The following is a 20,278-nucleotide window of genomic DNA, read 5'->3' as shown; positions in this document are numbered from 1 at the left end:
ATCTTTACCACTTTGTTTTATCCGATTAATTATTGCCCTATTTGTGAAAGAATCCATTGACCTTAACAATCTTCCTGCCCATATTTCCGTTATCATGGACGGTAATGGTCGTTGGGCGAAACAGAAGGGTTTCACAGATCGAATTTTTGGTCATCGTAATGCGATTCAGGCAGTTAGGGAAACCATAGAAGGTTGTGGAGAATTAGGGGTAAAATTTTTGACTTTGTATGCCTTTTCCACTGAAAATTGGAATAGACCCAAAGCCGAGGTGATGGCCTTGATGAGTTTATTGGTGAGTACCATCAACGAGGAATTGCCCACCATGATGAAGAATCAGGTGCGTTTAAAGGCCATTGGTAACATAGAGTCATTGCCAGATAAATCTCAAAGAGAATTGCTGGCAGCCATGGATAAGACAGCAAATAATACGGGCTTAACTTTAGTCTTAGCTTTGTCTTATTCTGGAAAGTGGGATTTGGTGCAAGCCACTAAAAAGGTAGCTGAAAAGGTAGAAAAAGGGGAGTTGAAAGCAAATGATATTAATGATCTGGTCATTGACCAGCATTTGTCGACCGCAGGAATGCCTGATCCAGATTTAATGATTAGAACCGGTGGTGATCACCGAATTAGTAATTTTATGTTATGGCAATTGGCTTATGCCGAATTGTATATTTTTGAAGATTTATTTTGGCCTGATTTTAGAAAAGAACATTTACATCAGGCTATCGTTGATTTCCAAATGAGAGAAAGACGATTTGGTAAAACGAGTGAACAAGTTAAAAGTGAAGGCTAAGGCTTCGTATGAAAAATAGATATTTAATGAATCGAGTTAACGCGTGCCAATTACAATGGAAATCATTGGGCTTGTTTTTCAGTTTGATGATGATTGTAAGTCAAGGTGTATTAGCTCAAGGCTTGGGTGGGCGTCTTTTTTCCACCACACCTAGCAGTGCAGAACCTACATTTTCCTATTCATTGCCCCAAGAATATACCATTGGGGGGATTTCTATCTCTGGATCCCAATTTTATGATGCTAATTCCATGGTAAACATTTCGGGTTTACAGGTGGGAGATAAAATTAAAGTTCCCGGAGATGCCATAGCTTCTGCTATCAAGAAGATCATGGATCAGGGTATTTTGGAAGATGTTGAGATTTTTGCCGAAAAAGTAGAAGGAGAGAAAATATGGTTGCGAATCCAATTGAAGGAGCGGCCTCGTTTATTTGCCATTACCTACGACGGGATTAGAAAGGGAGAAAGAGAGACTTTGAATGAAAAAGTAAAAGCCTACAAAGGGAAAATAATTACAGAAACACTGCGTAAAAATCTTGAATTAGTTATTCGTAAATATTACCAAGAAAAGGGTCGTTTAAATGTTACTACCAAATCCGTTGTAAAAACGGATACCACTAAAGGAAATAACGCCACCTTGATTGTTACGGTTAATAAAGGTGAAAAAGTTAAGGTACATAAAATAATTTTAGACGGAATAGAGCCTTCCCAACAATCGCTTATTTTGAGAAAAATTAAAAACACCAAGCAAGTTCGGTTTGGTCGTATTTTTAAGCCATCAAAGTTTGTTCCTAAGAAGTGGGATGAAGATAAAGAGAAACTTTTGGCAGCCATGAATAAATTGGGTTTCCGTGATTTCCAATTGATTTCTGATTCCGTTTACCGTCATGATAATGAATCGGTTAACTTGAAGGTCAAATTAGTTCAAGGTCGTAAATATTACTATCGAAATATCTTTTTTGAAGGAAACTACATTTATCCAGACTCCGTTTTGAAGGATGTATTGGGAGTCAAAAAAGGGGATGTGTATAATACCGAGGAATTAGATAAAAAAATGGGAGGAAATCCAGGAGAGGATTTGAGTTCGGTTTACATGGATAATGGGTATTTATATTACAATGCAGAACCCGTTGAAACGTCCATCGTAGGTGATTCCATAGATTTAACCATTCGAATTTCAGAGGGAAAACAGGCTACCATCAACAAAGTGATTTTGAATGGTAATACCAAAACTTCTGACCACGTGGTGATGCGTGAGATTCGTACCTTACCAGGTCAAAAATTCAATAAATCAGCCATTATTCGTACGGTTCGTGAGTTATCTCAAATTGGCTATTTTAACCCAGAAAAAATCTCGCCCAATCCTCAGCCTCGTGCCGATGGAACAGTGGATATTGAGTACAATGTGGAGGAAAAGCCTTCCGATCAGATTGAATTGTCTGGAGGTTGGGGTGGTTACGTGGGTTTTGTAGGAACCCTTGGAGTGGTCTTTAACAACTTCTCAGCTAAAAATTTGACCAATTGGTCAGCTTGGCGACCATTACCAGCTGGAGATGGTCAAAAATTGGCGGTTCGTTTTCAGGCCAATGGAGTGGCATTTCAAAATTATAGTTTGACTTTCACTGAACCATGGTTGGGAGGTAAAAAGCCTAACTCGTTTTCTATTGCATTAAATCGTAGTATTTCTTACCCATATCAGTTTAGAACGACAGGTTATGGTGGACAAGGTCTTGGTGGGGGACTTGGTGGTCTAGGCGGTGGATTTGGCGGCTATGGTGGTTATGGTGGCTACGGCGGCTATGGTGGTTATGGAGGTTATGGTGGCTATCAAAGTTATTCTGTGCCAGATTCATTGTTATCGGCTCACTTCAATGTGAATAGTATTACTTTCAGTTTAGGAAAGCGTTTGAAATGGCCGGATGATTATTTCTCTTTGAGTCACTCTTTATCATTTTCGCAATATGACGTAGACCGTTACTATACTTGGGCTTATCCTCAAGGTATTTCTACTTCGGTTACTTTCATGACTAATTTTTCTAGAAATAGTATAGACAACCCTACATTTGCTCGTTCAGGATCTAGTTTTTCATTGACAGCATCCTTAACTCCACCTTATTCTTTATTAGGAGGAAATAAATCAGGTCAATTGATTGAGTACCATAAATGGATGTTAGATGCTAGTTGGTTTAGTCCATTAGCTGGTAAATTTGTCCTTCATACGCGTGCTCACTTAGGTTTCTTGGGCTCTTATGGTGGAAAAGAAACAACTCGATTTGAACGATTTGACTTAGGAGGTTCAGGTATGGTTCAAGGTTTTTCTTTCAATCGTGATATCGTAGGTTTAAGAGGTTATAAAGACCGTGTTATTGGACCATCTGGATCATATGGAAATGGGGGAGTGGCGTACAACAAGTTTGTGATGGAAGTTCGTTATCCTGTATCCTTAAATCCTTCTGCGACTATTTTTGTATTGGGTTTTGCTGAGGGAGGAAATAACTTCTCTAGCTTATCTGATTACAATCCTTTTAACTTGTACAAGTCAGCAGGATTTGGAGCACGTATATTTATGCCGGCATTTGGTATGATTGGTATTGATTATGGTTTTGGATTTGATAAACCAAGACCAGGAGATAGTGATTTTGGACGCCAGGCCTTTACCTTCTCTATCGGTCAACAGATTCGATAGTGATTTAGCAGCAGACAATGAAAAAGTCGATTTTTTTATTAATTTTGATGCTTACGGTGCTAGGACAAAGGTCTTTTGCCCAGAAATTTGGATACATTGATACTGAATTTATTACGTCTAAAATGCCAGAATATAAGCAGGTGCAGGCTAAGATAGATCAGATGACTAAACAGTGGATTCAGGAGATTTCGAGTAAAAATGAGGAAGTCGCTAAATTGGAGCGGGAATATAAGTTAGAAGAACTTCTTTTGACAGAAGATTTACGCCAGCAAAGGTTAAATCTAATCCGTCAAAAAGACAATGAAGCCAAGACCTTTCAAAATCGAATATTTGGAACAGAAGGTGAATTGTTTAAGTTTAAGCAAGCAGCTTTGAAACCTATCTTGGATGAAGTGTCTAAAGCGGTTGAAAAAGTAGTTCGTGAAAAGCGACTCGATTTCTTATTTGATAAGGCAAATGATGGATTGGCTATGATTTATACCAATCCGGTACACGACTATTCTGATTACGTATTGGAAGAATTGGGATTGGAACTAGATCCTAATTTGGTCGATAAAGCAACTGATAAAAGTAAACCAGTAAAAGAAAATTAATAATCAATTAAACAAACGTATGAAAACCAAATTTTTGTTGGCCATGGGCCTAGTGTTCGGAATGGCTGTTTTGCCTCTTAAGGCGCAGATTAAGATCGGATTTATCAATGCAGATTACATATTAAGTCAAATGCCTGAAGCTAAACAAGTGGAAGAGGATTTGAAAAATACGCAAAAGCAATATGAGACTTTGTACCAAGGTAAGGTAAAAGACTTTCAAGATAAATTAGCTGTATTTGAAAAATTGCCAGCTAGTACTGCTGATATCATTAAACAAGATAGAGAAAAGGAATTACAGAACCTTCAAACTTCTATTCAAGAGTTCCAACAAAATTCTCAATCTTCTTTACAAAAGAAGCAAGCACAATTGTTGCAGCCTTTGTTGAAGAAAATAGAGGAAAATATGCATGCGGTAGCTAATGAAAATGCTTATACTTATGTATTTAATTACGATGCAGGTATGGGTACCGCACCGATTTTATTACACTATCCTGCTGATGCAAGTATCTCTGATTTAGTATTAAAGAAAATGGGTATAACTCCAAAGCCAGTAACAGCTACTCCAGCTGCTGCTACTACCACTCCAGCTACAAAAACAGCTACTCCAGCAACGAAGAAATAAGTATTATTTGTTGATAAAAAAGGGTGCAAGTCTGACTTGCACCCTTTTTTTATGTGTTCCAACTACTTGATTTTTTTCGAATCAGCGCTTATTATATCAAGTTATTGAATTGCTTTTGGCTTACATTTGTTAAGCCAGGTTTGCTTACTTTTTGCTCATTAGTTTTGAGTTTTTTCAGCTTTTTGATTTGTAAGCATTCAGGTTTTTCAAGCTTTGGGATTTGTCAAGCCTTAGAATTTGTCTAGCCTTGGGATTTGTCAAGCTTTTAGATTTGTCAACTTTTTAAAAGTTGACAAATCTCCTAGTTCCCTAATCCCTAATCCCTAATCCCTAATCCCTAATCCCTAATCCCTAATCCCTAATCCCTAATCTCCTAGTCTCCTAGCTCCCTAGTCTCCAAGTCCCCTAGTTATATTTGATGACCAACACCTCATCAATTAGGGAAGCTCAAGCCTATGCTTTTCCCCCTTGGTATTTATTCTTTTTCCAACCCGTATAAGGCGTATTCTTTTTGGGTTCAAAGGTGCCAGAAGTATTTGCACCCGCGGCCCCACCTGTTCTAGGTGTTCCACTATTTCTATGAGAGGAACTAGCATTCGCTGCCCTTGGCGGTCTTTGTGGCTTAGCGGCCTTCTTTGCAATGGTATGGTTCATTAATGGATAAGGATGATCCTCTATAACAGGGATTTGTTTACCTATTAATTTTTGAATATCTCTTAAATATTCTTTTTCTTCTGCTTCGCAAAACCCAATGGCTATGCCGCTAGCCCCCGCCCTTCCTGTACGACCAATTCGGTGTACATAAGATTCAGGTATGTTCGGAAGCTCGTAATTAATTACGTGGGTTAATTCATCAATATCAATACCTCGAGCCGCAATATCTGTTGCTACCAATACCCGCGTAAGTTTGGATTTAAAATTATTCAAGGCTGTTTGACGGGCATTCTGTGATTTGTTTCCGTGTATGGCCTGCGAATTAACTCCAGCTTTGGTTAAATCTTTGGCTACTCGGTCAGCACCATGCTTTGTTCTTGTAAATACCAAAGCTCTTTCAATGGATTTATCCTTGAGAATATCGATTAATAATTTTCGTTTATTGTCCTTATCAACAAAATAAATCACCTGATTAATTGTGTTTGCCGTGGATGAGACGGGAGTCACTTCCACTTTTGAAGGATTGACTAAAATACTGTTGGCCAACTCAACAATAGCTGGGGGCATCGTAGCGGAAAAGAACAATGATTGACGTCTTTGTGGTAACCTAGCAATCACTTTCTTTACATCATGAACAAAGCCCATGTCCAACATTCGATCTGCTTCATCCAATACAAAGAACTGTATATTTTGGAGACTAATGATTTTTTGATTCATCAGATCCAATAATCGACCTGGAGTGGCTACTAATATATCTACACCAGCACGTAATGATTCCACTTGACTATGCTGACTAACCCCGCCAAAGATCACTTTGTAGCGCAAATTGGTGTTTTTACCATAACTTTCGAAACTTTCACCAATTTGAATAGCTAATTCACGTGTAGGGGTCAATATAAGACTTCTAATTAGCCTTTTGCCTGCAGGTAAATGTTTGTCTTGAGTTAATAGTTGAATAATTGGTATCGCAAATGCAGCCGTTTTACCTGTACCTGTTTGCGCACATCCCAATAAATCTTTTCTGTCCAAAACCAAAGGAATGGCTTGAGCTTGAATAGGGGTGGGGGTTGTATACCCTTCTGATTGTAAAGCCTTCAGAATAGGCTCAATTAAATTTAATTTTTCAAATGACATATTGCCTTTTTGTTTATCGACCGGGTTGTTTTGATTTCTTGATCACCGGTCGGACGAAAAGGAACTCGTTTTCTGAAATGTAGACGTATTATTTTTTAAGAAATGCAGCAAACATCCAAATTAATTTCTCTTGCTCTCGTATGTAATCGCTCATGAGGGCGTTTGTGCCTTCGTCTTGAGCATCAGAGGCTAAATTCAATAATTCTCTTTCCAAAAGGATAAGCGCTTGAAAACCTTCTAAAATATGGCTTAAAGCTTCTTTTCCGTCCGATACATGCTTGACTTCTTTAATGGTCGAATGAGACACATAATCCGTAAAAGAATGTAATGGGGTATGGCCTAACGTTAGAATACGTTCTGCGATTTCATCAATTTTCAACAAAGCATCATTATAAATTTCTTCAAATTTCAAATGCAATTCAAAAAACTTATCACCCGAAATGTTCCAATGGAAACCTCGAGCATTGATATAAAGAATTTGATAATCTGCTAAAAGGATATTCAATTTAGCGGCTAGTTCTTTTGACTTTTGACTGTCTAGTCCGATAAGATTCGTGTTAGCCATAGAAATAAAAATGCATGTTAAGCTAATGTATCCAACGACATCATGACGAAAATGGTTCAATACTTTCTGAGCCATTCACTGAATACCCGCGCAATTTCGACATTATTCAGCTAGAAACCTGTATTTGTGCTAAAAATATGTCAAATGTCAGTAAATAAGATTTTTTTTATTCTTGAAAATAATGAACCGTCTGAAGGATGGTCGTAATAATTATCACCGATAAAACGATGTATCGAAAGGCATTTTCGGATATTTTGGTTAAAATGATTTTACCAATGTATGTCCCTAAAATACTGATGATAATCAAAAAAGGAATGAGAATGATATGTTCCCGGTGGAAGTAACCTTGTGAAATATATACAACTGCTCTGCTCAGGTCTACTCCAAAATCAATGACCGCAGATGTAGCGATAAATACATCTTTTTCTAATTGAAATGCGGCTAGGGTAACACCTCGAATTGCCCCTCCTGTGCCAATTAAACCGGCTAAAAAGCCAGATATAGCTCCACCTGAATACAGGTTTTGATTGTTTTTTTGAATTCTCCGATGAGCTCCTGACATTAAATAAAACGATAGAGCAAGGATGATGATATTCATGCTTAACTCAATCTTTTTTTGAGGAATTAAACTAGTTAATAATGCCCCCAATATGACAAATAGGACTGCAGGTATGCCAAGTTTAATGACAATGTTTTTGTCTATTCCTTTTCTGAATAAAAGAATTTTGGAGGTATTACTAAATACATGAAATACTGCGGTTACTCCCAAAACAATTTTGAAATCTAAAATCAAAGAGGCCAGTGGAACAAATAGGATAGAAGAACCGAATCCGCTAACCGTACCTATTATTTCGGCCAAAAGAGCTAGAAAAAAGAATAGAGTATAGGTTTCCATTCGTTGAATATACCAAATACTCGCTAGATTCTAATGGGAAGAATCTTCGTTTTCTTTAGATTCGATAGATTCCGAAATCAATTCTTTATTTTCTTCTGAGCTATGTTTTTCTAGAAATCTATTTTGAAAGATCAAGAAAAGCACGACACCACAAAAAATGGAAGCGTCAGCAAAATTGAAAATGGGCGTAGAATAATAGCTTCCTCCCCAAATGGGTATCCAGTTGGGTAAAATACCTTCCCAAATATCAAAGAAAAACATATCAATTACTTGGCCATGAAACCAGGTCATTGGAGCATTGGCTGGGGCATTATTGAACCATACGCCATAAAAAATGGAATCGATTAAGTTTCCGATGGCACCTCCCAAAATTAATCCCATACATACCAATAATCCGGAATGCATCTTTTTCTTGGTGAAACTATAAAGGAAATAGCCAATGCCAAACATCGCTATGATGCGAAAAGTGGTCAGCATTAATTTGCCATAAATAGTGCCTAATTGAATACCAAAGGCCATCCCTGGATTCAGGGTATAGTGTAACTTGAAATAGCTTCCAATGATTTCAATTTGACCAAAATAACCTGGCTCCATGAAAAAATGCACAGATAATTTGATGGCTTGATCAATGAGAATAATAGCAATGCTGACTAAAAAGTAGCGGTAATTTTTCAACTTCATAGGTTATTTCTTCGGCTCACTTCTTTTTGTAAAAGGGCAAACTCCCTGGATGTTTGTCCGGCAATGGAACTATTTTCTTCAGCTCGGCGGAATAGATAAGGCATTACTGCGGAAACAGGACCATATGGTACATATTTGGCCACATTATACCCTGAAGACGCTAAATTGTAGGAAATATTATCTGACATTCCCAATAATTGAGCAAAATATATATGAGGATGATTTGATGGAATACCTTTTTCATCCATCCATTGGCATAATAATTGACAACTTTGCTCATTATGTGTCCCCACACAGAAATGCACTTGATCCAAGTGTTCCAAACATGCCTGAATGCCTAAATTAAAATCGCGGTCTGTTGCCTCTTTTTCTTTGTGCAAAGGTTCCGAATATTCGTCCTCATGTGCTCTTAATCGTTCTTTTTCCAAATAGGCACCGCGAACTAACTTCACCCCTAAAAAATAGGATTGATCGACGGCCTTTTGAATGGCCTGATGAAGATTTTCCAACATATCTACTCGATACATTTGGAAAGTGTTGAAAATGATAGCAGTTTTTTGGTTAAATCGCTGCATCATTTCGTAGCATAATTCATCTATGGTGTTTTGAATCCAACTTTCTTCCGCATCAATGAATAAACGAACCTGCTGTTGGTATGCTTCTTGACAAATTTCAACCAAATATTCTTTGCTTTTGAGGAAATCTACTTCTTCCTCTTCCGTCAGTCCTTTTTCTGTTTGATATTTCTCCAATAGTTCACTATTAAAAATCCCCGTCATCTTGAAAACAGCAAAGGGTATAGCACTGTTTTCGTGTGATTGAACTATGGTTTTAAGTATTTCATTTTTAGTTAATTGAAAAGATTTGTCGTTTTCTTCTCCCTCAACCGAATAATCCAGAATAGTACCAATGTGAGCTTTATCAAGTTCATGAATGGTGGTTTGGCATTCCTGTATAGATTCTCCCCCACAAAATTGGCCAAAAAGAGTAGTTTTTATTATTTTTTTAACAGGTAAATGTAAGAAAAGGAATAATTTGATGAAAAAAGTCCCTAACTTTACAAGCCAATTTTGGTTCATTATCGCAAAAATCCAATAGGACTTGCGAAGTTGAAAATCACTTTTAGAAGCAAAGGCGATTTGGGTGTCCTCAAAAGATAGCTTTTTCAAGTTTTTCGAAGATGTTTGGTGGGTCATTTTTTTTAAATTGCCTGCAAATATAAGTGAATAAAATTTAACCGAATCTGTAACACAAGAATAATAATATTAAAACAGTTTTGAGCCTAGGCTCTTTTAATCTATCCAAATTTATGAATGCCAATTTAGAAGTAGTGCCGATGCAAGAATGGATTCAGACAGATGGCAAGCCGCTTATTATAGCTGGACCTTGTTCTGCTGAGACTGAGGACCAAGTATTAGAAACCGCCCGCCGTATTAAAGCGGAAGGTTATGCGCATATCATGCGTGCTGGTGTTTGGAAACCTCGTACACGTCCAGGAAGTTTTGAAGGCATGGGAGAACCAGCATTAAAGTGGTTGGTTGAAGCAAAAAAAGAAACAGGTTTACCATTAGCTATCGAAGTAGCCACACCAGAGCACATTGAATTAGCTTTAAAATATGGTGTGGATGTTTTATGGATTGGTGCTCGTACCACTGTAAATCCATTTAATGTACAAGACTTAGCTGATGCGTTAAAAGGTGTTGATGTTCCTGTATTGGTGAAAAACCCAGTTAACCCAGATTTAGCTCTTTGGGTGGGTGCGTTTGAGCGCTTACAAGGTTCCGGAATTAAAAAATTAGGTGCTATCCACCGTGGTTTTTCTAATGCACAAGAGACTAAATACCGTAATTCACCTATGTGGGCTATGGCAGTTGAATTGAAGCGTTTGTTCCCACAAATGCCCATTATTGGTGATCCATCTCACATGGCTGGAAAGCGTGCTTTATTGATGGAATTATCTCAGCGTATTTTGGATTTGAATTACGATGGTATGATCATCGAAACTCACCGCGATCCAGATGCAGCTTGGTCTGATGCTTCACAGCAAGTAACTCCAGAGAAATTAGGAGAAATGTTGCGTGAATTAGAAGTTAGAAAAGCCAATTATGGTGCTGATTTCTCTGATGAATTAGCTGCTTTGCGCGAGAAAATTGATAATATTGACCGCGAGTTATTGGAGGTATTAACTGCTCGTATGGCTGTGGTTGAAAAATTAGGCGAATACAAGCGTGATAACAATGTAGCTGTATTACAACTTGACCGTTGGAAACAATTACATGGAGACCGTGCTAACCAAGCTAAAGGCTTAGGTTTATATCCTGAGTTCGTAGAAGAATTATTTAAATTGGTTCACTTAGAATCTATCCGTAAGCAAACGGAAGTAATGAATTCAGCTACTGCTTAATCAAGAATTTGATAATTTAGCTTAAAAGGCTAGGCGATGATATCATTGCCTGGCCTTTTTTCGTTAACCTTGACAGCGTTTCAAACGCTGTCAAGGTTTAGAATACATCCTATTTTTTTGAGATTTGATAGCTCCCCACAATCACCAAGGCCATACCAATAAGTACTACTAAATCAGGTAGGCCATGTCCCAAGATGATTTCTATTAAAATTGAAAACAAGACAGCACTATTACCTACGGCCCCCACAATGCTCGTTTTTTCAAATCGTAATGCTTGAGTGGTAAAGCTTTGTACTCCCAGCGCCAAAAGGCCCATAATGATAATCTCCATGTATTGACTTCCTTGGGGATTAACCCATTGGCCTGACCAAAAACTATTGGGTAAATTACCCCAGGTACCCAGGGTCAAGGATATGCTGGATGCGACAAATCCCGCTGCCATGAAAGAGAAGATTACCCAACGTGAGTCATAATATTTTTGAGCTTCTTTTATCGCCATATATCCTAATGCGGTTCCTATGGCATATAACAATCCAACCGAATGATTTTGCCATTGCTTATCGGCTGATGGTTGGAATATGAGTAAAATCCCTAGGAAGCCCATCAATAAAAATAATACTTGTCTACTTTTTAAGCTTTCTGTTGGGATCCATAAAAATGTAAAAATGGCGATGAAGAGCGGGAAGGCTTGGCCATATGTATTGGTTAATGATAGTCCTAAATGCTCTAAGGCATAAAACAAACAATATAAAGTAAAGGCACCTAAAATACCTCGAAATACTAAGAAGCCTAATTTTCCACCTGTTTGAACAGCTGGTTTTTGCCATAAACTTATTATTAAAAAGGGTAGTCCTACGGCATTTCGAAACAATACCAATTCAACCGATGGGAAGAATTTACTCATCCTTTGGGCCATAGCGGACATCATAGCAAAACACAAAGAAGATAAAAGCATAAAGCCTATTCCCTTGTTTTTGCGAATGAATGGTTGAATTTTGGGAAGCATATTTTAGGGAGAAAGCTTGTCGGAGATTCTTTAATCCTTATTTTTTTGGTAACTTGCATTTCTTTTTTCAAAGGTATGACAAAAAAAATAATTTTATCGGAATCAGCTCCTGCTGCCATTGGTCCCTATTCTCAGGCGGTTGCCGTTCAGGGCGCTTTGTATGTATCAGGTCAAATTGCTGTGTCAGTTTACGAGGCCGGTGGAGATATTGAAGAAGAGACCCATCAGGTTTTAAAGAATTTGGGATATATTTTGAATGAAGCGGGTTATGATTTTCAGGATGTGGTTAAGTGCTCCATTTTTATTAAAAATATGAATCATTTTGCTCAAATAAATCAGGTATATGCCCAGTATTTTTCTGTCAATCCTCCCGCACGTGAAACGGTAGAAGTGTCTCGTTTGCCCAAAGACGTTCGAGTAGAAATTTCTTGTATTGCCCATAAATAAATTCATATGCCTAATTCAGTACGTGTTCGTTTCGCCCCAAGTCCTACAGGTCCACTGCATATCGGTGGTGTACGAACAGCCTTATATAATTTTTTATTAGCTCGAAAATTGGGAGGTATCTTCATTCTAAGGATTGAAGATACAGATCAAGCACGTTTTGTTCCCGGTGCTGAAGCGTATATACTAGAAAGTTTGGCATGGTTAGGCATTTCACCTGATGAGGGTATTGGTGCTGGTGGACCTCATGAACCATATCGTCAAAGCGAAAGAAAAGATATTTATAAGTCTTATGCGGATGAGTTAATTAATTCTGGCAAAGCCTATTATGCCTTTGATACTTCTGAAGAATTGGATGCCATGCGAACAACCTTTGAAAGTCAAGGATCAGCATTTCAATACAATGCAGTAACACGAGTAAAACTAAGGAATTCTTTATCTCTTTCTAAAGAGGAAGTTGATCAATTGTTGGCCAACAATATCCCTTATGTCATTCGTCTAAAGGTTCCTGCTAAAGGAGAAATTCGTTTTCAAGATACCATACGTGATTGGGTACATGTGCATACTTCCAGCATAGATGATAAAGTACTGATGAAGTCAGATGGTATGCCAACCTATCACCTGGCCAATGTAGTAGATGATCATATCATGCAAATTACGCATGTAATTCGAGGTGAAGAGTGGTTGCCATCCGCTCCTTTACATATTTTACTATATCAAGCATTTGGTTGGAATCCTCCCCAATTTGCTCATTTACCTTTATTGTTAAAACCGGAAGGGAATGGTAAACTTTCCAAGAGAGATGCTGATTTAGGTGGTTTCCCTGTATTTCCTTTGGAATGGACAGATCCACAAACAGGAGCCATTTCGAAAGGATTTAAACAAGAAGGATATTTGCCTGAAGCAACCTTGAATTTTCTAGCTTTTCTGGGTTGGAATCCGGGGACTGAGCAGGAATTGTTTTCATTGGATGAGTTAATTGCGGCATTCTCTTTGGAAAGAATAAATAAAGCCGGGGCCAAATTTGATGTTAAAAAAGCACAGTGGTTCAATGAACAATATTTGAAACAACATAGTGCTCAAGAATTAGCTTCTACTTATTTACCATCTATTGATGCTGAAAAGGCAGAAGCCTTTGTGCATTTGTTTTTGGATAGAATAACGTTTCCCCAAGAACTGGAACGACTGGTACAAGAATTTTCTGAATTTCCAGTAACTTATGATGAGGCGGTTTTAAGTTCTAAATGGAATGCTGAAACCAAACAAGCGCTAGAATTAATTTTGGGAGCTTTGCCTACTTGTGAGCATTGGCATGCGGAAGATATTAAAGCTTGTATTCAACTTTGTTTGGAGCAAGCTGGAATTAAAATGGGTAAGGTGATGCAATTGTTTAGAGTAGCGATGAGTGGGAAAGGTGCAGGACCGGATTTAATGATTTCATTGGAACTTTGGGGTAAGGAACAAGTGTTAGCAAGACTAAATAAAGCCTTAGATATATTTCCAGCCATTTAATATGAAAGATAAATCAAAGAAAGTAAAGGAAAAAGCTCCTAAAGTTCACCCCGATTTGGCTGGATTTGAGATGAATATTGATTCATTTGGACAAATTACATCTACCTTGAATCGAGATGCTTTGAATGCATTTTTAGATAAAGAAATGCCAGATGATAAAAAATTAAATCCTAAGAATGATGAAGGTAAATAAGGAAGATGTGATTAAAATTGCTCATTTGGCTCGTTTGGAGTTGAAAGAGGAGAAAATTCAAGATATGCAAGATTCAATCAATAAAGTATTGGATTGGATGGAAGCTTTGAATGCAGTAGATACTTCATCGGTTGAACCTTTAGTTCACATGACTCCCGCCATAAATCATTTTAGGGAAGATCAAGCCAAGGCAACTTTGGATCGTCAGAAAGCCTTGAATTTAGGTCCAGATACCAACGAAAGCTATTTTAAAGTACCTCAAGTTATTGAATAATTACCCAATATAGTATTGCAGGGCTTTTTTCATTTCTGATTTTCCAACCGGAATATCATATCCGCAATCACCAATTCCTGTTAGTAAAGAGAAACGAACCTCATTTCCGAGGTTCTTCTTGTCTTGCATGGTTAATCGAATAATCTCCGGAATTTCACTTTCTTGTATACTTACCTTTCCATAGGTAGCAAATAGATAAGCTTCAATGTCTTCCAATTCAGTCAAAGTAATTAAATTTCGGCTGTATGAAAGAAAGGCCTCCGTAATAATCCCAACCGCAACGGCCTCACCATGTAAAATTTTTCTTTTCCCCTGGTTTAATAAAAATGTTTCAACAGCATGACCTAGCGTGTGCCCCAAATTAAGTATTTTACGAATTCCAGCTTCTTTGGGATCTTCTGTAACAACGGCTTGCTTGATGGCTACAGAATGGGCGACTAAGCTAGGGAAATCATTTTCTTGCCAATCTAACTGACTTATTTCCTCCCACTTTGCAGCATCGCGAATTAGGCAATGTTTGATGATTTCGGCAAAACCTGAACGCTTTTCTCTTTCGCTTAATGTCTCTAGGAAAGTAGGGTCAATTAGGACCGTTTTTGGTAATTGGAATACACCTAAATGATTCTTAAAGCCTTGAAAGTCAATGCCTAATTTGCCACCCACACTTGCATCTACTTGAGCCAATAGCGTTGTGGGGATCTGAATAAAGTCAATCCCCCTTTTATAGGTAGAGGCACAAAATCCACCCATATCACCAATGACTCCTCCTCCTAAATTGATCATTAAGGCATGCCTATCTAAATTAGATTTGGTCATTACTTTCCAGATTTTCACACAAGTATCCAGGTTTTTATGGGCTTCACCTGATTTAATAACAACTTTGATGAAATTTTTTGGAAGTAGTTTTTCAATCCTGGGTAAACAATGTTTTTGGGTTAGCTCATCCACTAAAACAATAACTCTGGAATAGTTTTTAGAGTCAAGAAAAGAAGGTAGTGAAGTGGAAATGGGAGCTATTTGTACGGACATAGGATGTAAAATTCGTATGAAAGTTTAAAAATACCACGAATTTCTCAAAATGGGCAATTTGAGAACCTAATTTTGGTTTTGTGGTATGCTTTTTCTTGCCTAATTTTGCGCGGTTATGTTTTTTCATACACCTTAACATTTTATGAGAGAGATTCAATTCAGAGAAGCCTTGCGTGAGGCAATGCAAGAAGAGATGCGACGCGATGCATCCGTTTTTTTAATGGGTGAAGAAGTTGCGGAATACAATGGTGCATACAAAGTTTCCCAAGGTATGTTGGATGAGTTTGGTCCGGACCGAGTAATTGATACTCCGATTGCAGAGTTAGGATTTGGAGGTATTGGAGTAGGGGCGGCAGCCAATGGTTTACGTCCGATTGTCGAGTTTATGACTTTCAACTTCTCTTTGGTAGCTATTGACCAAATTATCAACTCCGCTTCCAAAATGATGTCGATGTCAGGTGGACAATATTCATGTCCAATTGTTTTCCGTGGACCTACTGGAAATGCCGGTCAATTATCCTCACAGCACTCGTCAAACTTTGAGAATTGGTATGCTAATACCCCTGGTTTGAAAGTAGTAGTTCCTTCTAATCCAGCAGATGCAAAAGGTCTTTTAAAGGCATCGATTCGTGATAATGACCCTGTTATTTTTATGGAGTCTGAATTGATGTATGGCGACAAAGGATTAGTGCCCAATGGAGAATTTTTAATTCCAATTGGTAAAGCTAACGTGGTAAAAGAAGGTAAAGATGTTACCATTGTAACCTTCGGTAAAATGCTTTCTCGTGTGGTAATGCCAGCAGTAGAAGAATTAACTAATATGGGAATACATGCGGAAGTTATCGACCTACGTAGTGTCCGCCCTATTGATTACATTACCGTTGTGGAATCTGTTAAGAAAACAAACCGTTGCGTAGTAGTTGAGGAGGCAAACCCATTGTCAGCCATTTCTTCCGAGATTACTTATCACCTACAACGTTGGGCATTTGATTATTTAGATGCACCTGTGGTTCGTGTTAATTCAAAAGATTTACCTTTACCTTACGCTCCTACCTTGATAGAAGAAATTTTACCAAGTGTGGAACGTACCATTCAGGCAGTTAAAACGGTTACTTATAGAAAGTAATTTATTTTCATAATACTGATTAAGAGCCAAGCTATAACTTGGCTCTTTTTTTGCGGAATAGTTGATTATTCATCATTATCAATTTCTTGGACAACAAAATTATTTCCAAAATCGTTATGAACGCTCAACGCTGTCAAGGTTCCAAACCTTGACAGCGTTAGAAAATAGCGTTCAAAAACAAAAAAAAGTCCCCCGAAATCGGAGGACTTTTACTATTTCAATACCTTAAATTTTTCTTAGAGTTATAGGACGTAAATGAAGCGAGATCCGTCTACATCAACACCCTCAAGCTTAATCCGTCCTTTGCGCGCTTCCAATAACTGAACCGCTTCTTTTGGGTCACTTACGGCTTTGTCATTGATTTTGGTAATGATAGAACCTTTTGATAAACCATACATTTCTAGGCGGCCGTCGCTGAGAACTTCAATCACCTTCACCCCATTACTAACCTTGAATTTCTCCTTATCAGCGCTACTCAATGTACCAAATTTTGCACCTAAGAACTCGGATTTAGTTGATTCTCCAGCATCTCCTTTGACGATGGACGTATTTCCATCCTTATTTTTAAGGGTTACTTTGAATTCTTTGGTTTGGCCATCTCGGTTAACAGTTACTAAAATACTTTCTCCTGGACGTTTTCTACCAACGATCTCCATAAGTTTGGATGAAGATTTTGTATCTGTTCCATCAATTTTGGTGATAACATCATTGATTTTAATACCTGCATCTTTAGCAGCAGAATTTTCTGAGAAACCTCCCACATAAACTCCATCTTTCGATTTTAAGTCTTTTTCTTCTGCCAATTTGGCATTTACTTCCATAATGCTTACTCCCAAGAAACCACGTTGTACATTTCCGTATTTAATTAAATCGGAAGAGACTTTTTTAACAATACTTACAGGGACAGCAAATGAATAACCGGCAAATTGCCCCGTTCTAGAATAAATGGCCGTGTTAATGCCAATTAACTCTCCTTTTAAATTCACTAATGCTCCTCCTGAATTACCTGGATTAACGGCAGCATCTGTTTGAATAAAGGATTCCAATGGATTGGTATCTCCATCGCGATCAATGATGTTTTGACGACCCTTTGCTGAAACGATACCCGCTGTAACCGTAGATTCCAAATTGAAAGGGTTTCCTACTGCTAACACCCATTCACCTACTTTTAAGGCATCGGAATCTCCAAAAGTTAGGAAAGGTAGGTTTTCGGCCTTGATTTGAATAACAGCTAAATCGGAAGATGGGTCTGTAGAAATGACTTTGGCCTTATATTCCCGTTTGTCATTTAGAATTACACTTACTTCCTCGGCTTCTTGAACGACGTGATTGTTGGTAACAATGTATCCATCCGAGCTAATGATCACACCAGATCCTGAAGCTTCTTGTGTTTGCGGGGCCTGTTGGCGACGACCTCCAAAAGGGTCACCGAATCCAAAAAAGTCATCAAATGGGCTGGATGATTGACGACTCTGACGAGCAGTCATCTTGGTTTTAATATGAACTACCGCAGGAGTTGTTTTTTCAGCTGCGAAAGTGAATTCTCCGGGATTTCCGGGTACATTTTGAATGTTGGAAACTGAACTTGTAAATGCTGATGGTGCATCACCTATGGTGTGCGAGGAACCTAAATTCAATAAAGAATAGGCGCCAAGAGTGATACCGCTAGATAGTAGCGCAATAATCACATACGTTTTAAGGTGGTTTTTGATTTCCATAATGATAAAAATGCTTTAGATTTTTGTTTTGCTAAATTAACGCAATTTGTGTGCCATTGTTCTACTCGAGGTATATTATTAACAAGATTTAAGAAATGGCAGATTTTATGAATTTTTGGCATTTTTATTTCTAGGTGAAGTAGTAATCTTTATTGACATAGAATCCATTTTTTAATCGGCTCATAATTGGTTAATTTTGCAATTCAATTTAGAAATAAGAGAATTCCACATGGTTTTAAGTGAGCAAGAACAATTAAGAAGACAAAAAAGATTGGATTTGATGGCTTTGGGCATAGATCCATATCCCGCAGCTGCCTATCCAGTCAATGTATATGCCAAGGATATTTTGTCAGATTATTCGGTAGAATCAGCCAATTTTCAAGATGTTACTTTGGCAGGTCGATTGATGGGATTCCGAATCATGGGAAATGCTTCTTTTGCTGAATTGCAAGATGCGAGTGGCCGAATTCAATTGTATTTTAGGAGAGATGACTTATGTCCGGGCGAGGATAAAACCTTATATAATACGGTCTTTAAAAAACTGCTTGATATAGGTGATATTATTGGTGTAAAAGGCTATGTATTTACTACACAAATGGGTGAAATATCTGTCCATGTACGTGAGTTTACCCTCTTATCCAAAGCACTTAAACCTTTACCAGTGGTTAAGGAAGCAGAAGGTCAAACTTTTGATGCCTTTTCTGATCCTGAATTGAGGTACCGCCAACGCTATGTCGATTTGATCGTTAATCCATCGGTAAAAGATATTTTTATCAAGCGTGCCAAAATCATATCCACCATGCGGTCTATGTTTGATGAGCGAGGTTGGTTAGAAGTAGAAACACCCGTCTTGCAAACCATTCACGGGGGGGCGTCTGCTCGTCCTTTCAAAACGCATCACAATACCTTGGATATGCCTCTTTATTTGCGCATTGCTAATGAGCTGTATTTGAAGCGATTAATTGTTGGTGGATTTGACGGAGTCTATGAATTTGGAAAAATGTTTAGAAATGAAGGAATGGATCGTACCCACAATCCTGAATTCACTTCTTTGGAATTTTATGTAGCATACAAGGACTATCATTGGATGATGGACCTAACCGAAAAAATCTTTGAGAAAGTAGCTCAAACTTTGCACCAGCAAACCCAGGTACAAGTAGGTGAAAATGCTATTGAATTTGCCGGGCCATATCCGAAATTATCCATTTCTGAAGCTATTTTAAAGTATTCCGGTGTAGATGTTGATGCCTTGTCTGAAGATCAATTACGTGCTAAATGCCTTGAATTTGGTATGGAAGTGGACGAGCAAATGGGTAAAGGCAAGTTAATTGATGAGCTGTTTGGAGAGAAAGTTGAGGCAAATTTGATTCAACCGACTTTCATCATAGACTATCCTGTAGAAATGTCTCCTTTGACGAAAAAGCACCGTTCAAAAGATGGATTAGTGGAACGATTTGAGCTATTTGTTAATGGTAAAGAAATCGCCAATGCCTATTCTGAATTGAATGATCCTATCGATCAAAAAGAAAGATTTGAAGATCAGTTGAGATTAGCCGAAAAAGGAGATGATGAGGCAATGGCTATGGATCATGATTTCATCCGATCTTTGGAGTATGCCATGCCTCCAACCTCAGGCATTGGAATTGGAATAGATCGATTAACCATGTTAATGACCAATCAAGCATCCATTCAGGAAGTTTTATTCTTCCCTCAAATGCGCCCAGAAGTTTTGAAAGAAGTATCTTCTGATGCTGATTTTATTCAAGCAGGGGTAGCAGAACAATGGATTCCAGCCCTACAAAAAATGGGAATTTTAACACTAGAGGCCTTAAAATCAGCCAATCCCAATAAAGTATTCAATGATTTAGGGGGCCTACGTAAGAAATTAAAGATAGAATCACCTATGCCGAGCAAAGAAGAAGTCATTGCTTGGATTGAATCTTAATCTATA

19 protein-coding genes are annotated in these 20,278 nt (G+C 38.0%); 11 read left to right on the top strand and 8 right to left on the bottom strand.

Annotated features, from left to right (window positions below):
• Positions 1 to 43: 43 nt before the first annotated feature.
• From ACST15_RS11230 to ACST15_RS11215, 4 genes are read left to right on the top strand one after another with little or no spacing between them, the layout of a single operon-like run.
• Entirely contained in the window at positions 44 to 793 is a 750-nt protein-coding gene (locus ACST15_RS11230; RefSeq protein WP_459454748.1) for an isoprenyl transferase, read from the top strand.
• A 26-nt stretch (positions 794 to 819) separates the two neighbouring features.
• Positions 820 to 3,477 (top strand): outer membrane protein assembly factor BamA, encoded by a 2,658-nt coding sequence (gene bamA / locus ACST15_RS11225; protein WP_459454747.1) that lies wholly within the window; start codon positions 820 to 822, stop codon positions 3,475 to 3,477.
• A gap of 17 nt (positions 3,478 to 3,494) precedes the next feature.
• A complete protein-coding gene (locus ACST15_RS11220) occupies positions 3,495 to 4,070 on the top strand; it encodes an OmpH/Skp family outer membrane protein (RefSeq protein WP_459454746.1) in 576 nt (191 codons plus the stop codon).
• Positions 4,071 to 4,089: 19 nt separating this feature from the next.
• A complete protein-coding gene (locus ACST15_RS11215) occupies positions 4,090 to 4,692 on the top strand; it encodes an OmpH/Skp family outer membrane protein (protein ID WP_459454745.1) in 603 nt (200 codons plus the stop codon).
• Positions 4,693 to 5,145: 453 nt separating this feature from the next.
• On the opposite strand, the gene ACST15_RS11210 is transcribed toward ACST15_RS11215, so the two are convergent.
• From ACST15_RS11210 to ACST15_RS11190, 5 genes are all read right to left on the bottom strand, one after another.
• The gene (locus ACST15_RS11210; protein ID WP_459454744.1) at positions 5,146 to 6,480 is read right to left on the bottom strand and encodes a DEAD/DEAH box helicase; all 1,335 of its coding nucleotides are present in this window, start codon (positions 6,478 to 6,480) and stop codon (positions 5,146 to 5,148) included.
• 88 nt (positions 6,481 to 6,568) lie between these two features.
• Positions 6,569 to 7,045, bottom strand: coding sequence for a Dps family protein (locus ACST15_RS11205; protein ID WP_459454769.1), 477 nt, complete (start codon positions 7,043 to 7,045; stop codon positions 6,569 to 6,571).
• Between the two features lie 166 nt (positions 7,046 to 7,211).
• Positions 7,212 to 7,940 (bottom strand): sulfite exporter TauE/SafE family protein, encoded by a 729-nt coding sequence (locus ACST15_RS11200; RefSeq protein WP_459454743.1) that lies wholly within the window; start codon positions 7,938 to 7,940, stop codon positions 7,212 to 7,214.
• Between the two features lie 30 nt (positions 7,941 to 7,970).
• A complete protein-coding gene (locus ACST15_RS11195; protein ID WP_459454742.1) occupies positions 7,971 to 8,621 on the bottom strand; it encodes a lipoprotein signal peptidase in 651 nt (216 codons plus the stop codon).
• On the bottom strand, positions 8,618 to 9,790 hold the full coding sequence (locus ACST15_RS11190; protein WP_459454741.1) for a proline dehydrogenase family protein: 1,173 nt from the start codon (positions 9,788 to 9,790) through the stop codon (positions 8,618 to 8,620). Before ACST15_RS11190 ends, ACST15_RS11195 begins: the two co-directional genes overlap by 4 nt.
• 140 nt (positions 9,791 to 9,930) lie before the next feature.
• Here ACST15_RS11190 and ACST15_RS11185 point away from each other — a divergent pair, with 140 nt between their 5' ends.
• Positions 9,931 to 11,025: a chorismate mutase gene (locus ACST15_RS11185; protein WP_459454740.1), complete on the top strand. Its 1,095-nt coding sequence runs from the start codon at positions 9,931 to 9,933 to the stop codon at positions 11,023 to 11,025.
• A 109-nt stretch (positions 11,026 to 11,134) separates the two neighbouring features.
• On the opposite strand, the gene ACST15_RS11180 is transcribed toward ACST15_RS11185, so the two are convergent.
• Positions 11,135 to 12,031, bottom strand: coding sequence for a DMT family transporter (locus ACST15_RS11180; protein ID WP_459454739.1), 897 nt, complete (start codon positions 12,029 to 12,031; stop codon positions 11,135 to 11,137).
• Between the two features lie 75 nt (positions 12,032 to 12,106).
• Between ACST15_RS11180 and ACST15_RS11175 the strand changes: the two genes are divergently transcribed.
• The 4 genes from ACST15_RS11175 to gatC are packed head-to-tail and all read left to right on the top strand — an operon-like array spanning position 12,107 to position 14,454.
• On the top strand, positions 12,107 to 12,478 hold the full coding sequence (locus ACST15_RS11175) for a Rid family detoxifying hydrolase (protein ID WP_459454738.1): 372 nt from the start codon (positions 12,107 to 12,109) through the stop codon (positions 12,476 to 12,478).
• A 6-nt stretch (positions 12,479 to 12,484) separates the two neighbouring features.
• A complete protein-coding gene (gene gltX / locus ACST15_RS11170) occupies positions 12,485 to 13,987 on the top strand; it encodes a glutamate--tRNA ligase (protein ID WP_459454736.1) in 1,503 nt (500 codons plus the stop codon).
• 1 nt (position 13,988) lies between these two features.
• Positions 13,989 to 14,180, top strand: a complete 192-nt coding sequence (locus ACST15_RS11165) for a hypothetical protein (RefSeq protein WP_406751686.1) — start codon at positions 13,989 to 13,991, stop codon at positions 14,178 to 14,180.
• The gene (gatC, locus tag ACST15_RS11160; protein WP_459454735.1) at positions 14,164 to 14,454 is read left to right on the top strand and encodes an Asp-tRNA(Asn)/Glu-tRNA(Gln) amidotransferase subunit GatC; all 291 of its coding nucleotides are present in this window, start codon (positions 14,164 to 14,166) and stop codon (positions 14,452 to 14,454) included. Before ACST15_RS11165 ends, gatC begins: the two co-directional genes overlap by 17 nt.
• On the opposite strand, the gene aroB is transcribed toward gatC, so the two are convergent.
• Positions 14,455 to 15,483, bottom strand: a complete 1,029-nt coding sequence (aroB, locus tag ACST15_RS11155; protein WP_459454734.1) for a 3-dehydroquinate synthase — start codon at positions 15,481 to 15,483, stop codon at positions 14,455 to 14,457.
• 142 nt (positions 15,484 to 15,625) lie between these two features.
• On the opposite strand from aroB, the gene ACST15_RS11150 reads away from it, so the two are divergent.
• On the top strand, positions 15,626 to 16,609 hold the full coding sequence (locus ACST15_RS11150; protein WP_459454733.1) for a pyruvate dehydrogenase complex E1 component subunit beta: 984 nt from the start codon (positions 15,626 to 15,628) through the stop codon (positions 16,607 to 16,609).
• 242 nt (positions 16,610 to 16,851) lie between these two features.
• Here ACST15_RS11150 and ACST15_RS11145 read toward each other — a convergent pair whose 3' ends face one another.
• Positions 16,852 to 18,327, bottom strand: a complete 1,476-nt coding sequence (locus ACST15_RS11145) for a Do family serine endopeptidase (RefSeq protein ID WP_459454732.1) — start codon at positions 18,325 to 18,327, stop codon at positions 16,852 to 16,854.
• 229 nt (positions 18,328 to 18,556) lie between these two features.
• Here ACST15_RS11145 and lysS point away from each other — a divergent pair, with 229 nt between their 5' ends.
• A complete protein-coding gene (gene lysS, locus ACST15_RS11140; protein ID WP_459454768.1) occupies positions 18,557 to 20,272 on the top strand; it encodes a lysine--tRNA ligase in 1,716 nt (571 codons plus the stop codon).
• The last annotated feature ends 6 nt before the right edge of the window (positions 20,273 to 20,278 follow it).

The sequence above is a fragment of the Aquirufa sp. Wall-65K1 genome (assembly GCF_054558475.1).
Note: the sequence above shows the minus strand (reverse complement) of the source record. Positions and strands in the feature narration are given on the sequence as shown.